This is a genomic window from Saprospiraceae bacterium, assembly GCA_016709995.1.
In the GTDB taxonomy this organism is placed as follows: Bacteria; Bacteroidota; Bacteroidia; order Chitinophagales; family Saprospiraceae; genus JADJLQ01.
Genome location: JADJLQ010000001.1, coordinates 241,559 through 257,406, shown reverse-complemented (window position 1 = coordinate 257,406; position 15,848 = coordinate 241,559). Strand labels below are relative to the sequence as shown.

Below are 15,848 nucleotides of genomic sequence, written 5' to 3'. Positions count from 1 at the left end.
AATTATTTAAAAAGAAAATGATAAATAGGAATAATAGCAAAACCAAGCGGTATGAGTATGCAGAATAATCTTCCAATACCCTTTATGATAGGTGTATACCTTGGATGATTGAATCCGAGGGTCTGAAAAGCACTTTGAAAGCCATGCTCCAAATGGAAGGCTAACACCACCATACTGATGACATATAATAATACGATCCACCATTGATCATAAGCCATGGAAACCCTGGAATAAAGATTTTGCATCGCTTCGTAATCAACATAGTTGACGGTCTCTAAGACTCCTTGCTTCATCTTAAACCAAAAGTCACCCATATGCCCAACCAGAAAAAATAATATCATGGTACCTAATAACCCCATATGCCTGGATCCAAAAGTAGTCTTTGAGGCGTGCTTGGTATTGTAATTACTAATTCTCGACTTTCTATTCTCATAAACCAAGATAAGGCCCTGAATTGTGTGTAACAAAATAAAGGTATATAGAGAATAGCTGATAAATTTGATCAATGGGTTATGAGTCATAAAATAAGTATACTTATTAAATGCTTCACCCTCATCATCTTTAAGCAATTGAAAATTGCCCATAAGGTGCACGACAAGAAAAAGGCAAAGGAATAAGCCTGTCAGGCTCATGATGATTTTTTTGCCAAGAGATGACTTAAAAAATTGTAGAATCCAATTCATAAAACTTTGATTCGAAAAAAGGTGGATATACTCAATATCAAAGGCAAAATTACTAAAGCATGTATGGAAGATTTAACACATTAGTCTTTCTTGGCTATTTAGAGAAAATCTAAATAAAAGTTTGTGAAAACGAATTTCGATAAAACCGAACAATTCAAGTCAACTCTCGTCTTCAACCAAATAATCTTAACTTTGCTGCCGATGAACAAAAATTTGTTTCAGGAATATTTAAGCCTGTTCCCCCCTGTCGAACTACCAGCCACCCTGACCTTAGACTCTTATAGAACTTTTGAGCAAGTCAATGATTTAATACCGTTGGACCTAGCTGCAAAATTTATCCTGCAAGAAGACGAATTGCCTGAAGAAGAATTTACGGAATTCCTGCCCTGCTTCAAACTACCCCAGGGCACTGCAGAATATATCACAGTAGTTTATTGGAAAGCATCTCTCATGCGCTATGATTTTATACTGAGTACTTACACCAAAAACGGTATCCCAATATCCAGGCAAGTAATAGCAGGGACCTCCAGTGATGGAAAAATTATCACCAAAAAAGTTGCCACGATAGATCCGGATGGCTCTATCACCGTCATAGCCTCAGATCTTGCTATTGATCAGCTTTCCTTTGATCCTGCCAAAACCAAAGAACTTACCTATGAACTCCTGCCCAATGGGTATATCTCCACGCTAGATGAAAATGAATAAACTAAAAAAATCAGCCACTCAGAAATACCATTTTGACGCGCTAAAGGCACTTGTATCAGATTTTCTCAAACACCATTCGGATAAATATTATTCTGCCAGGCAGATCCTACGAGCTGTCAATGCATCCAACGATTTTTCAGAACTGGATCAGGTGCTGACCAGACTTGTCAAAACCCGCCAGATCCACGAAAGAAAAGGAGGGCAATACAAATATGGACCACTAGACAAACCCGGGAGATCTGCTGCGGATACCAAAAGGCCCTCCGGTGCGATCGAAGGCAGGCTGGAGGTGATAAGGAGTGGAGCTGCCTACCTGATCTCAGATCAAAGTGCAGAAGATATCTATATCCATGAAAAAAATCTAAATGGAGCCATCCATGGTGATATCGTCAAAGTAAGCTTTGTCCAAAATGCAAGACGAAAGCCGGATGGCAAAGTGATCGAGATCGTAAGGAGAGAAACGCATTTTTTTGTAGGTACACTCAGTCGTCGAAAAACCATTTGTGTAGTACAGCCTGATAGTCCAAATCACAGATTTGAAATCCATATCAGCAATGGGGACAGTATGAATGCCAAGGAAGGAGACAAAGTCATCGTACACATTCTTTCATGGCGAGATGGTACTCATCGATATCCTAAAGGTAAGGTCACTCAAATATTGGATAAAGGCTCCATTATTGACAATGAGATGACCGCTATTTTGATCAATCACGGTTTTCCCATTGATTTTAGCCATGAAGCTCAACAAGAGGCTCAAAAGGTATCGGGTAGCATGAAAGATGGATTATCCTGGCCTGACCGCAAGGATTTCCGGAATACCACCACATTTACTATAGATCCCGAGACAGCCCGTGATTTTGATGATGCCTTGTCTGTTGCCTTTATGCCGGATGGCAATCTTGAAATCGGTGTGCATATCGCTGATGCTTCACATTACCTCTCGGAAGGAAGTATATTAGATCAGGAGGCTTATGCCCGATCCACATCGGTATACCTGGTAGATCGGGCATCCCCGATGCTGCCGGAAATATTGTCAGGAGATATATGTTCTCTCAAGCCGCTCACTGATCGTCTTACTTTCTCCGTGGTATTTACTTTTGATCATCATAAGACAAAAGTGCTCCAAACCTGGATTGGCAAATCGGTTATTCATTCAAATCACCGCTTTACATACGAAGCTGCTCAGGATGTTTTGGACTTGAAGCAAGGGTATTACTTGAAAGAACTTGGTGAATTAAATAGGTTGGCCAAACTCCTTCGAACGGAGCGATTTAAAGCAGGGTCTATCGGATTTGATTCACCCGAGTACAAATTTCAACTGGACCCGGTCTCCGGGAGACCATTGGCACTTACAGAGAAAGTACGGATAGATACACATCTTTTGGTGGAAGAATTTATGTTACTTGCCAATAAAGCGGTCGCCGAGTATATCTTTAAAAAGGAGAAAAACCAGGACAGCATACCCTTTGTATACCGGGTGCATGACCTGCCTGACCTCGACAAATTAAAGGACCTGGCATCTTTTTCAAAAGAAATTGGATATGATCTCAAAATAAATACACCTAAAGAAATAGCAAAATCGCTCAATGCACTTTACGAAGCTAGCCAGACCAACGATGCACTCAAACTCCTGCAGCCGTTGGCTATTCGCACGATGGCCAAAGCGGAATACACGACCAACAATATCGGTCACTATGGACTAGCTTTTGAATTATACTCACATTTTACTTCTCCGATACGCAGGTACAGCGACATCCTGGCACACCGGATCTTGTTTTTAAATATGCATCAGACCTTTAGAGTCGATAAAAAAAGATTGGAAGAACAGTGCAAACATATATCTAACCAAGAACGCAAAGCGATGGATGCTGAGCGGGAATCGGTCAAATTTTTCCAACTATTATTCATCATGGATCATGTCGGCGAAGAGTTTGATGGCGTGATTTCCGGGATTATCGAGAAAGGAGTATTTGTAGAGCTCGACGAAAATCATGTAGAAGGTTTTATCCCATTTGTCGAGATGGCACAACCTTTTTATTTGTCTGATAACAGGCTCAAAGCACTGGGTCGCTCGACCGGACTTGTTTTGTCTATGGGAGACAAGATTAAAATCAAAATTCAGGCAGCCGATATGACACTCAAAAGAGTTCAAATGTCATTTATATCCAAAACCTGAACAAACTTAGAGATATGAGACAGGCGTGCATTTTGGGACTTTTGATTGCGTTTGGCTTACTGAGTTGTGCCAGTCATCGAATGACTACATATGGTGGTATTGGCCCGGAAAGATCATTATATTACTATCAAACCGGCCAAGGAGAGCCGATCATCCTGGTCCACGATGGACCGGGGCTCAATCACTATTATTTCCTTCCTTATATGGATCGCATGGCGAGTCGTAATCATATGATTTATTATGATCAAAAAGCCTGTGGCGAATCTGAAATACCTACAGATACTGCTGCCATGAGCCTGGCTTCTTTTGTGGACGATATAGATCAGGTAAGGAAAAAATTTGGGCTTAAAAAGTTCCATTTGTTAGGTCACTCATGGGGTGCCATGTTAGCTGCAAAATATGCCATACAATATCCCCAATATCTTTCATCTCTGATATTAGTTAGTCCTGCCGGATTTTCATCTGCAGATGTAAGTGAGGCTAGTAAAGCCCTCAATCGAAAATTTGATTATACCGACCAGTTTCAACGCACCCAGATCATCGAAAGTCAGGATTTTAAAAACGGAGCTCCGAGTGCTATGGCAGATCTGATGAGGTTGAGTTTTAGGCAAAATATGGCCAAAAAAGATCTCATTGATAGTCTGAACATCTTCATACCGGAAGATTATGCCAAACGCAATGCCCAATTAAAGTATTTATTTCATGATTTAAGAGATTATGATCTTTATCCTTCTCTATCTACCATTAAAGCTCCTACCTTGATCATTGCCGGCGAAGTCGAAGTTGGCCTGCCTGCGACCAATAAAATAAATCAGAAAATACCAGGGTCGATTTTAAAAGTAATAAAAGAATGTGGTCATTTTCCATTTGCAGAGCAACCTGCAGCATTCGATGCGGCCATTTATAATTTTTTGTTACAGCTGAAGTAATCAGCATACTTCCTATTATATCGTATACTAATTATTTTTTGCATTTATCTATAGTCTGATTACGAGCATTAATATTAGATTTATAGAATGCTATTACTCATGAATCTTCCATTAAAAAATGATGCGGCTACTTTTGGAGTGCTCATTCTGGTTTTGGCTGCCATATTTTATACAACCCAAAGTAAAAGCCCGGGATGGCAAAAATTTTACAAATATGTTCCTGCACTACTGTTGTGTTATTTTGTTCCAGCACTGCTCCATTGGCCTCTAGGCATCATCTCGAGTGACGATTCTAAGTTATATCCATTTGTTTCCAGATATATCCTTCCTGCCAGTTTATTATTGTTTTGTATCAGCCTGGATTTAAAAGAGATTTCCAGGTTGGGACCTAAAGCATTAATTATATTTTTAGCAGGAACTATAGGCATTATCATTGGAGGACCATTGGCATTGTGGTTGGTGAACACACTAACCCCTGGTATCCTGCCGGCACCTGCCACTGAATTATGGGCAGGCCTCTCTACCATCGCTGGGAGTTGGATCGGTGGCGGTGCCAATCAAACTGCCATCAAGGAAATCTTTGAAGTGCCCAATACTCTGTTTGGTACTGTAGTGGTCGTGGACATTGCAGTGGCCAATTTATGGATGGCCATTCTACTTTATGGTACCGGTATTCATCACAAAATAAACAAATGGCTTAAAGCAGACTATAGTGCCATAGACCGATTACGAGTAAAAATGGAGCACTTCAGTGCAAGTGTAACACGACAACCCACTCTGCCTGACCTGATGATACTGATGGGTTTGACATTCGGAGGGGTAGGGCTGGCTCATTGGCTGACGGATGGTATCATGCCGATCATGGAGGTATACAAAGAAAGATTGGCTGCCTATGAGTTACATGCTCTGAACTCTTCCTTTTTCTGGATAGTGGTATTGTCCACCACTTTAGGTATACTATTATCTTTTACCAAAGCACGGTCTTTTGAAGGCATAGGTGCTTCTAAATGGGCATCACTCTTTTTGTATATCTTGGTGGCAACGATAGGTATGCAAATGGATCTCAGTCAAATAGGCCAAAACTTAGGTTTGATATCAGTAGGTATTATCTGGATGATGATTCATATAACGATCATCCTGCTTGTTGCCAGGATGATACGAGCCCCTTTCTTTTATGTCGCGGTTGGAAGCATGGCCAACGTTGGAGGTGCTGCCTCAGCACCCGTGATAGCATCTGCTTTTGCTCCTGGCCTAGCCCCAGTGGGCGTACTTTTGGCAGTATTAGGGTATGCCATAGGTACTTATGGTGCCTTGATATGTGCTTATTTAATGCACATGGTTGCGGGCTGATGCTCAGTCCATTTTATAACTCAAATTTTGAATTTTTAACCTCCCGAAAAGATATTGGGCTTTCAAAAGCCAGATCACTTGGTTCTGGTTACCATTTTGGCCAAATCCTGTCCCGTCATGATCCCAACCAACAAGTTTGTTTAAAAAATAGTACCTTTGCAGACTTTATTTGCCAAACTTTCAAGGCACATCACCAGTAAATTACCTATGGATAAAAAAAGAATCCTCTTCATATCTCAAGAAATGAAACCCTACACCGAAGAAGGTGTAATGTCAGACATTGTCAATCAAATCACCCAATATGTTTCTGGACATGGTTACGAAATCAGAGTATTGATGCCGAGGTTTGGTACCATCAACGAAAGACGCCACCGCCTTCATGAGGTGGTCAGACTCTCCGGTATGAATATTATCGTTGATGATGATGACTATCCATTAATTATCAAGGTAGCTTCTCTTCCAGGATCCAGAATGCAAGTGTATTTTCTGGATAATGAAGAATTCTTCAAAAGAAAATTTATCTATCAGGATGCTGCAGGCAAGCAGTTTGATGACAACCTTGACCGAATGGTGTTTTACTGTAAAGGCTCCATCGAGACTGTTAAGAAATTTGGTTGGGTACCTGATATCATTCACTGTCACGGTTGGATGACTTCACTGATCCCTCTTTATCTCCGTACTACTTACAAGGATGAGCCGATATTCAGAAATGCTAAGATTATATATTCTGTTTATGACGCTGATCTGGATATGGCCTTTGATAAGAAATTTTTAACTAAAGCTTCGATCAATAACCTGGATCCTAAAAAACTCGAAGACTTTTACTCTGGCAAAAGTTATAGATTACATCAGGGTGCCATGAAATATGCAGATGCGATCATGACAGGCAGCGAAAAACTAAATAAAGATGTTCTAGTTGCTAAAAAAAGCCTTGGAAAAAAACCACAACTGGAATATATGCCAGAAGAAAATAGAACCGCGACTTATTTCGAGTTCTACGAAAACCTCCTCAAGTAATATTCAAGTTTATTCTCAAATATTTATGAGAAGTAAGATTCTAGTCATTTTTCTGCTTGCCATCGCGGCAACCTTGCAATTCTGCAATGATCCTGCTTTTATTGGGGCTGATCTACTTAAGGATGACGAGATAGACCTTAGTTTCGTCGATACCTTCAAGTTGGAGGCTCAAACGATTCTGGATACAGGGACCATTACTTATGATCCGAGTATTCCGGTCGTTCTGAGCAGCTTACCGGTCGGAAAATTCATCGATCCTGTTTTTGGTACCGTAGATGCATCCATTTACTCCCAATTCCTGAAGTCAAATTTTGTTTCCCCTCCTAGCTTTGTGGGTGCCACCCTGGATTCTATCATGTTATATCTCGCTTTAGACACTATCACGCCGGTATACGGCAATACCATTGATGAGCATGACCTCGAAGTTTTTAAAATGAACGGAACCATTCCGTACAATATCAGATATAGAAGTGGGTATTATGACTTCCCTTTCAACCCTATACCGATTGGTCAACTTCTCGGTTCTTTTCCCGATCCCAATAAGCGGGTTAGAATAGTAGAACCCACTGATACCTTTGATTATGATCCTCATGTGGCCTTTAGACTCGCAGACTCTTATGGTCAATACATTATGAATCTTGACTCCTTATATTATAATAGTGATTCTATTTTTTTGGCGAATGTACCTGGTCTTACCATTCAACAAAGCAATGAGAACAAAAGGATGGTAGTATATGATATCAATTCAAATTATTCAAGACTGCAAATCCTATATACCCAGGGTGGCGAAAAAAAGATCTATCTTTTCCCATTGCAGCAAGGGCCTAGAGTGCCTCAATGGAAACAAACCTTTTCTCAAACCATCACTGATGCTTTGTACTCTAAAGAAAAAGGTAATGAATTGATCTATCTACAATCTCTTGGAGGATTAAAAGCAAAGTTGGAATTCACCAATCTCACTTTGCCCCCTAATGCCATTATTAACAAAGCAGAGCTAGAATTTACTGTAATTGAATTGCCTCAGGATCAACCTTCTATATATACAGCTCCTACTAGGATAACCCTTTATCGAAAAGATGTAAATGGAATCTTCACTTTTATCTCAGATCAAGGTAATTTGGCAGATTACTCCCTAATCGGCGGATTAGTGTCTGAAAAAGTAGTCAATGGACTTACGGTCAAATATTATTCGATTAACATTTCTAACCATATCCAGGACATTTTAAAAGGCAGGCAAAATCCCGAAGTCTATGTTGGGATCGCACCCAACAGTGCTGAAAATATCTTGCCCCTACCAGAAAATCTGTCGCGGGTAGTATTAGGAGGCCCTAAACATCCAGAATACCCTTGCAAGCTAAAAATCAGTTTTACTACTTATTAAAAATCAGTCTATTATATCATGAGGTATAACTCCAATCAGGTCAAACTACTTTTTCCGGAATATGGCAGGAATGTCCAGGATTTAATTCAAACTATTCGACACGAACAAGATCCTGTCAAGCGGCAAGCCCAGGCAAATGCTATAGTCAATCTGATGGCCCACCTATCTCCCGGACAAAAAAATGGTATTGATATCAGACCCAGGCTTTGGAAACACTTTTTTGCAATCGCAGAATATCAAATAGATGTAATCTCCAATGAGGGAATTAAGTATGAAGTAGAAGCAGAAAGAATCAGGCCCGCCAGAATCGAATACCCAACCAATAATGAGGCCTTCAGACACTATGGCAACCATGTAAGAAGATTGGTCGAGAAAGCCATTGAAATGGAAGACGGGCCAAAAAAGTCTTATTTGATTTCACTGATTGGTTCTTACATGAAAATGGCCTATAAAACCTGGAACAAAGATCATTATGTCAGTGATGAGGGTATCATCAAAGATCTAAAAACGCTATCCAAAGGCAAACTCAATATTGAAGACGCCACTGCCCTGGATGTTTTATCCAGAAAAGGTAAAGGAGTAAACCTCCAGCCCGCTACTTCAGAATCCAGACCAGTAAAGGTTAATAAATTTAGAGGTCGTAGTAGCAACAACAATCGGCGATTCAACGATAGGAATCGCAACAATCGGCGCCGTTAAACGTACTGTTCTACCTAGTTCCAGTTTTTTTGGATTAGCGCTGATTCTTTATCTACCTATTCTATAATTTCCATAGGGATTCTTATCATATTATGATTTAAATTAATACATTTGAGTCTACTTATCAACTCTTTTTATGTATACAGATTCGTTTCAAGTACAAGGTGGCAGAAAACTAAAAGGCACCCTACAACCTCAAGGTGCCAAAAATGAAGCCCTCCAAATATTATGTGCCGTATTATTGACAAAAGAAAAAGTCACTATATCCAATATCCCAGGCATTTTGGATGTCACGAGATTGATCGAATTATTGGCAGGCTTGGGGGTCGAGGTAACCAAGATCAGTGAGGATACCTACGAGTTTGTTGCCAGGGACATTGATACCGAATATTTATCCAGCGAGGAGTTTGATAAAAAAGCCAAGGCTATCAGAGGGTCAGTGATGTTGATAGGTCCCTTACTCGCTAGATTGGGCAAGATGTACCTGCCAAAACCCGGCGGTGATAAAATAGGTCGCAGGAGACTGGATACCCATTTTAGCGGATTGCAACATCTTGGAGCAACTGTCCATTATGATGCGTCAAAAGCGCAATATTATGTAGAAGCCGAAAAACTGATCGGTAAATACCTATTGATGGACGAAATATCTGTCACAGGCACCGCCAATGTCATCATGGCAGCAGTTTTTGCCCAAGGGACTACCACGATCTACAATGCGGCATGCGAGCCTTATACGCAGCAATTATGTAAGATGTTGGCGAGGATGGGGGCTAAAATCAGTGGCATCGGATCAAATATGCTTATGATTGAAGGCGTAACTAGTTTGTCTGGCACGGCACATAGGATGTTACCTGATATGATAGAAGTAGGAAGCTTCATAGGCCTGGCTGCAATGACTCAATCTGAGATCACAATCAGCAATGCTGGAATTAAAGATCTTGGCGTAATACCTGATGTATTTAGAAAAATGGGGGTGACCATTGAAGAAAAAGGAGATGACCTTTTTATTCCAGCTCAGGACGAGTATGAGATTTCGACCTTTATGGATGGCTCGATCCTCACTATTTACGACGCTCCATGGCTAGGTTTTACACCTGACTTGATGAGTATCATTTTGGTACTGGCCACTCAATCCAAAGGGAGTGTATTGATACACCAAAAAATGTTCGAAAGCAGATTGTTTTTTGTAGACAAACTAATCGATATGGGAGCACAGATCATTCTCTGCGACCCTCATAGAGCGACTGTAATCGGACTGAATAGAAAGTTCTCTCTTCGGGGTATTGAGATGAGCTCACCAGACATTCGGGCAGGGGTAGCCTTGCTGTTGGCTGCTATGAGTGCCAAAGGAAAAAGTGTAATACACAATGTGCATCAAATCGATCGGGGATATCAAAATATTGATGGTAGACTGAATGCCATCGGAGCAGAGATCACCAGATTATGATTTGCGATTTATAGTAAAATCGATCAAGGCGTGTAGTCCTTCACGACCCTCTCCTGGAGGAAAAGTAAATAAGGCTTCTTTGGCCTTCAAGGCAAACTCTTCCATTTTTTGAGTGCTGTATTCCAGACCACCATTAGCTCTCACCTTTTCGATGATATTTCTGACTTTTTTCCTATCGTCGCTTTGATTGCGGATAATGTGGATGATTTCTCTTTTTTCATCCGGCGACACTTTATTCAAGGTATAGATCAGAGGCAAGGTCATTTTTTTCTCTTTGATGTCTATGCCTGTTGGTTTTCCAATATTGTCATCACCAAAATCAAACAAATCATCTTTGATCTGAAAAGCCATGCCGATCCACTCCCCTATCTGTTTGATTTGAGAGATAATTTGCTGGTCAGAAGTCACTGAGGCCGCCCCTGCAGCGCAAGAGGCTGCAATCAATGAAGCAGTCTTCTGCCGGATGATTTCGTAATATACTGCTTCATCAATATCCAGTTTTCGGGCCTTTTCAATTTGCAGGAGTTCGCCTTCGCTGAGTTCTTTGATGGCTTTGTTGAGTATATGCAGGACTTCATACTGTTTTTCTTCCAATGCCAAATTCAACCCAGTTGAAAATAAATAGTCCCCGACCAAAACCGCTATTTTATTTTTCCAAAGCGCATTGATAGAGAAAAAACCACGGCGCTGCATAGACTCATCGACCACATCATCATGGACCAGGGTAGCGGTGTGTATGATCTCCACCAATGCAGCAGCTGTAAAGGTGGCATGCGTAATTTCATTGACCATTTTGGCACAAAAAAATACAAACATCGGCCGTACTTGTTTCCCTTTACGCTTTACGATATAATATGTGATCTTGTCTAATAATGACACTTGACTGCGCAGTGAGTTTTTGAAATATTTTTCAAACTCCTTTAATTCACTTTCGATCGGTGCCTGAATGGTCTGAAGATTCATGTTAGCTGACTAGGCCGCAAGATACCATTATTGTCCTAGCTGCGTTATATATTCAGCCTTTGTTCGGAAAAATAGCAGAAGATTATTTTTATCATATTATACTAATTTATATTTATTATATCCTAAATAACAATATTTTAAACTAAAAATGATTCATTGCCAAAAATTTTACCTGCTTCGACGCATTTATATAAACCAGGATATGCGGCACTCCCTGTCTAATGTTTTAATTTTGTGACTGTTCATGCTTTCTTTATTTAGAAAAAATAGTTTTTTTAATAGCCTTTTGCTATTGTTCTATGCATTGATACTCCAGATCATACCTGCCATATTTGGATTCAAATTGCATGACACCCAAGGACTCCAGTTTGGACCTTTTCGTCCGATAGTACAGGTTTTAATATTATTCATACTAGCTGTTTTTATTAATCGATTAGTGATAGAAAATCGAATACATAGGGACATTATGCTGTTTCCGGGCTTGTTTTTTATTCTATTCTCAGTGATCCTTCCGGAGTTTTGGAACAAACCCGATATACATATAGCTAATTTTTTTGTCATCTGGGCCTTACACGAACTTTTCCAGATATATAAAGTATCCAACCCTGCTGTACACATCTTTAATGCCGCTTTTTTGATAGGCATCGCATCGATTATTTGTCTACCAATGTTATGGTACCTTTTATTAATCTTTATAGGTATAACTAATCTTAAAAAAATGGAATTGGTCCACCTGATTCAAATCCTTATCGGTGGAGTTATCCCGTGGTTTCTTTGGATTACCTATCATGTTTGGACCGGACAGACCGGTCCGATGATAGACGAGATGATAAGCCAGGTTGGATTTGACTTATTTTCTAAAGTTCCTGATGCCATCTCTTTGTACAAGTACATTGGTTTCGTGTTTTTGATTTTATTTTTATTTGTCCTGTATAATGAGTTTAGAAAGAAAAAACATATACAAGCTCAGAAAAAGATAGATATCCTGTATCTGGCAATTATTATATCTATTTTGGCTGCATTATCACACCGGCCTTTCACTATGGAGGTTATGCTATTTGCAGCGCCGATGATTGGCATCTTTATTGGTTTACTATTTTCTCATTTCAAAAATTTTAATGTACCTGAGATGATTCACTTTCTGCTTTTTTTTACGGTGCTGGTCATGCAGGTTTTTTATTATTTTAAATTTTAATTTCTTCAGATCATGTCAGTATTAAAGTGTGGTGTAGTAGTTTTTCCCGGTTCTAATTGTGATGATGATCTCATACATGTACTGGGAGAGGTCTGCAAATTGCATGTCGAAAAAATATGGCACAAAACGCATTCATTACCTTACCTGGATGCAGTCTTCCTGCCTGGTGGATTTTCATATGGTGATTATTTGCGTTCCGGTGCCATTGCCAGGTATGCCAATATAATGCCTGACCTAAGCAGATTCGCAGCTAGCGGTGGATTCGTATGGGGTATTTGCAATGGTTTCCAAATATTATGCGAAGCTGGCTTACTGCCTGGTGTATTGCTAGCCAATCGTGATCAAAAGTTTATTTGTGACAATGTTTTCCTCAAGACCATCACCACAGACAGCATCATTACCTCCATGATGTCAGTGAGCGATATTGTCAAAATCCCAATCGCCCATGCTGATGGAAGATATCATGCTGATGATGTCACTCTCCAACAACTTTTGCTGCATGACCAGATTATATTTAAATACTGTGATCAAAATGGAACACTCACAGAGGATGCCAACATCAATGGCTCTCTGAAAAATATAGCCGGTATCTGCAACAGGGGCAGAAATGTGTATGGTATGATGCCGCATCCGGAAAGGGCTTCAGAGGATGTCCTTGGCAATTCTGATGGACTCATTATGTTTCAATCTATGATTCGTCGACTTGCTCAAAGAAAAGTATTAGCCAGTTAATTATTTCTTAATCAGTCATTAGTACATGTGTTAATCGCGTAATTTTGTGACATATTTTTCCAATCTATGCCTTTATACCTTATAGTTTGTAGCTTATTTTTTATCCATGGAAAAAGTCCTGTGACCTGGAACACTTCTGCACAAAAAATAAGTACTGATGAATATGAATTGGTTTTTACAGCTACGATCGAAGATGGATGGAATATTTACTCTCAATATCTGGCCAGTGATGACGGCCCGGTCAGAACCACAATCGCATATGATGCGCCAGATTTATTCCAAATGATTGGAAAAAATGCCGAAACGGGCGATATCAAAAAAACCATGGACGACATGTTTGGGATGGAAGTGATCAAAATCAAGCATAAGGGCGTCTTTACACAAAAAATTAAGATCAAAGATATTTCAAAACCCATCACTGGCAATATAGAGTATATGTGTTGCAATGATGCACAATGCCTTCCTCCGAGGCAAGTACCATTCAGTATCGATCTTTCTAAGATGATCAATTAAATCTCTTTTATGCAGTATCTTTTATATTCTTTATTTGCCTTATTTTATTTCCAGGCGACTCCTGGCATCCTAAAACCGGCGCATTGGTCTCACCGCATTGAAAAAGTAAACGATACTCAATATAAGCTCATCTATGAAGTTAAATTAGACCATGATTGGGGTACATATAGCCAATACCAGGACAATCCGGATAGCCCGGTGATGCCGATTGAGTTTAATTATGAAGATTCGTCCAATATCAGATTTATCGGAAGGACAGAAGAATCAGGTCATATCAAAAAAATATATGATAGTGTATTTGAGACAGAGGTAGTGAAGATCATTGAGAGTGCGTCATTCACCCAATTAGTAGAAATCATTGATCCCCAAAAGCCCATCACAGGATACAAAAATGGTCAGGTATGTAACAGTGAAAGATGCATCATGGATGACTATGATTTCACATTCCAGGTTGCTAGTGCTACCAATACCGGGCAGGTAAGTTCTGAAGCAAATACAACTACATCCACAGACAATGATCACACGATAGATCAATCCATATCAAGCTTGCAGACCAGCTACTCCACTGTCAAAAGCACCTGTACCACAGAAGAAAAGCAGATTAGTCAATCTCATTTACTTACCTTCTTTTTCGGTTTTTTGGGAGGCCTACTCGCACTCCTGACCCCATGTGTATTCCCCCTGATTCCACTGACCGTAAGTTATTTTACAAAAAGCAGTAAGGACAGGGCTTCTGGTATTCGCAACGGGATTTTATATGGACTGTCTATCATCGCGATATATGTCGGCATTGGACTTCTGATCACCTCGCTATTTGGGGCTACCGCATTGAATGACCTGTCTACAAATTGGCTGGCCAATCTGATATTTTTTGTTGTATTTGTAGTATTTGCCTTATCATTTTTTGGATATTATGAGATCACTCTACCCAGCAGCTGGAGTACCAAGACCGATGCCCTGGGTCGCAACGGAAGCATGATAGGCATATTTTTCATGGCTTTTACCCTTGCTATTGTCTCTTTTTCGTGTACTGGACCGATCATCGGTACCGCTTTGGTACAATCAGCTACCTCCACCATAGGCCCAGCCATCGTCATGTTTGGTTTTGCTTTAGCATTGGCATTGCCGTTTGGTCTGTTTGCAGCCTTTCCTGCATGGCTCCAATCCCTACCCAAGTCTGGAAGCTGGATGAATAGTGTCAAGGTAGTACTCGGCTTTCTTGAGCTTGCCTTAGCTTTAAAATTCCTTTCCGTTTCAGATATGACCTCACATTGGGGATTTTTGAGATATGAATTATTTATGGGGTTATGGATTCTGCTGTTTGCAGGCATGTCTGCTTATTTATTGGGTTGGATCAGATTTCCTCATGATAGTCCGCTGAAGAAAAAAACACCTTTGCGTTGGGCTTTCGCCGGGTTGTCATTGGCATGGACCTTATATTTATGTACAGGTTTTTTCACCAACCAAAAGACCCACTCTTATCAATCCTTATCCCTACTCAGTGGTCTTGCACCCCCTGCCTATTATAATTTTTTCAAACCCCAACAGATTGGCGATCTAAATTTAAAACAAAGGTTCCCCTCCTATTCAAAATGTGCCAATAATCTGGATTGTTTTAAAGATTATACAGAAGGGGTCACCTATGCCAAAGAAATCGGCAAACCTGTACTTTTAGATTTTACAGGGTATGGTTGTGTCAATTGTCGTAAGACTGAAGAAAATATCTGGATAGATGAAATGGTTTGGAGCAAACTTAAAAATGATTTTGTATTGGTATCACTCTATTGCGATGATGAGACTCCTCTTGATCAGCTTACTTACTCTATCAGCACCAGTAAAAAGCTTAGAAATATTGGCAATAAATGGGAAGATTTTCAGATCGTCAATTTCCAACAAAACTCCCAGCCGCTGTATGTACCAATCGATCCATTTGACCAGGAAATCCTGGTACCTGCACGAGGATATCATAGCAGTATCACCGAATACCAGCAATTTTTGAACTGTGCTCAACAAACCTTTAAGTCAAAGGCGACTGGCTCTTTGGGCCAAAATTAGACG

14 protein-coding genes are annotated in these 15,848 nt (G+C 40.1%); 12 read left to right on the top strand and 2 right to left on the bottom strand.

The annotated features are described in order from the left end of the window. Window positions 1–2: 2 nt before the first annotated feature. A complete protein-coding gene (locus tag IPJ09_01145) occupies window positions 3–683 on the bottom strand; it encodes a succinate dehydrogenase cytochrome b subunit (protein ID MBK7370056.1) in 681 nt (226 codons plus the stop codon). Window positions 684–884: 201 nt separating this feature from the next. On the opposite strand from IPJ09_01145, the gene IPJ09_01140 reads away from it, so the two are divergent. The 8 genes from IPJ09_01140 to murA all read left to right on the top strand — a co-directional run bounded on the left by IPJ09_01140 (window position 885) and on the right by murA (window position 10,387). Beyond that, window positions 885–1,388, top strand: a complete 504-nt coding sequence (locus tag IPJ09_01140) for a hypothetical protein (GenBank protein ID MBK7370055.1) — start codon at window positions 885–887, stop codon at window positions 1,386–1,388. Continuing rightward, complete coding sequence (gene rnr, locus IPJ09_01135; protein ID MBK7370054.1) at window positions 1,381–3,564, top strand: ribonuclease R; 2,184 nt, start codon at window positions 1,381–1,383, stop codon at window positions 3,562–3,564. The genes IPJ09_01140 and rnr overlap by 8 nt, the downstream gene beginning before the upstream one ends. Window positions 3,565–3,578: 14 nt before the next feature. Then, window positions 3,579–4,493: an alpha/beta fold hydrolase gene (locus IPJ09_01130; protein MBK7370053.1), complete on the top strand. Its 915-nt coding sequence runs from the start codon at window positions 3,579–3,581 to the stop codon at window positions 4,491–4,493. An 87-nt stretch (window positions 4,494–4,580) separates the two neighbouring features. After that, complete coding sequence (locus IPJ09_01125; GenBank protein ID MBK7370052.1) at window positions 4,581–5,843, top strand: DUF819 family protein; 1,263 nt, start codon at window positions 4,581–4,583, stop codon at window positions 5,841–5,843. A 207-nt stretch (window positions 5,844–6,050) separates the two neighbouring features. Beyond that, window positions 6,051–6,860 (top strand): glycogen/starch synthase, encoded by an 810-nt coding sequence (locus IPJ09_01120; protein ID MBK7370051.1) that lies wholly within the window; start codon window positions 6,051–6,053, stop codon window positions 6,858–6,860. A 25-nt stretch (window positions 6,861–6,885) separates the two neighbouring features. After that, on the top strand, window positions 6,886–8,241 hold the full coding sequence (locus IPJ09_01115) for a DUF4270 family protein (protein MBK7370050.1): 1,356 nt from the start codon (window positions 6,886–6,888) through the stop codon (window positions 8,239–8,241). Between the two features lie 18 nt (window positions 8,242–8,259). Further along, window positions 8,260–8,940 (top strand): DUF4290 domain-containing protein, encoded by a 681-nt coding sequence (locus IPJ09_01110; protein ID MBK7370049.1) that lies wholly within the window; start codon window positions 8,260–8,262, stop codon window positions 8,938–8,940. Between the two features lie 136 nt (window positions 8,941–9,076). Continuing rightward, entirely contained in the window at window positions 9,077–10,387 is a 1,311-nt protein-coding gene (gene murA, locus IPJ09_01105; GenBank protein MBK7370048.1) for a UDP-N-acetylglucosamine 1-carboxyvinyltransferase, read from the top strand. Here murA and IPJ09_01100 read toward each other — a convergent pair. After that, window positions 10,382–11,350, bottom strand: a complete 969-nt coding sequence (locus IPJ09_01100; GenBank protein ID MBK7370047.1) for a polyprenyl synthetase family protein — start codon at window positions 11,348–11,350, stop codon at window positions 10,382–10,384. The genes murA and IPJ09_01100 overlap by 6 nt on opposite strands. Before the next feature lie 244 nt (window positions 11,351–11,594). Here IPJ09_01100 and IPJ09_01095 point away from each other — a divergent pair, with 244 nt between their 5' ends. From IPJ09_01095 to IPJ09_01080, 4 genes are all read left to right on the top strand, one after another. Beyond that, window positions 11,595–12,545 carry a hypothetical protein gene (locus IPJ09_01095; protein MBK7370046.1) on the top strand — a complete coding sequence of 317 codons (951 nt, stop codon included), beginning with the start codon at window positions 11,595–11,597 and terminating at the stop codon, window positions 12,543–12,545. Window positions 12,546–12,557: 12 nt separating this feature from the next. Continuing rightward, window positions 12,558–13,277 (top strand): phosphoribosylformylglycinamidine synthase subunit PurQ, encoded by a 720-nt coding sequence (purQ, locus tag IPJ09_01090; protein ID MBK7370045.1) that lies wholly within the window; start codon window positions 12,558–12,560, stop codon window positions 13,275–13,277. A gap of 66 nt (window positions 13,278–13,343) precedes the next feature. Continuing rightward, entirely contained in the window at window positions 13,344–13,790 is a 447-nt protein-coding gene (locus IPJ09_01085; protein MBK7370044.1) for a sugar transporter, read from the top strand. Window positions 13,791–13,799: 9 nt separating this feature from the next. Then, a complete protein-coding gene (locus tag IPJ09_01080) occupies window positions 13,800–15,845 on the top strand; it encodes a thioredoxin family protein (GenBank protein MBK7370043.1) in 2,046 nt (681 codons plus the stop codon). Window positions 15,846–15,848 lie beyond the last annotated feature (3 nt).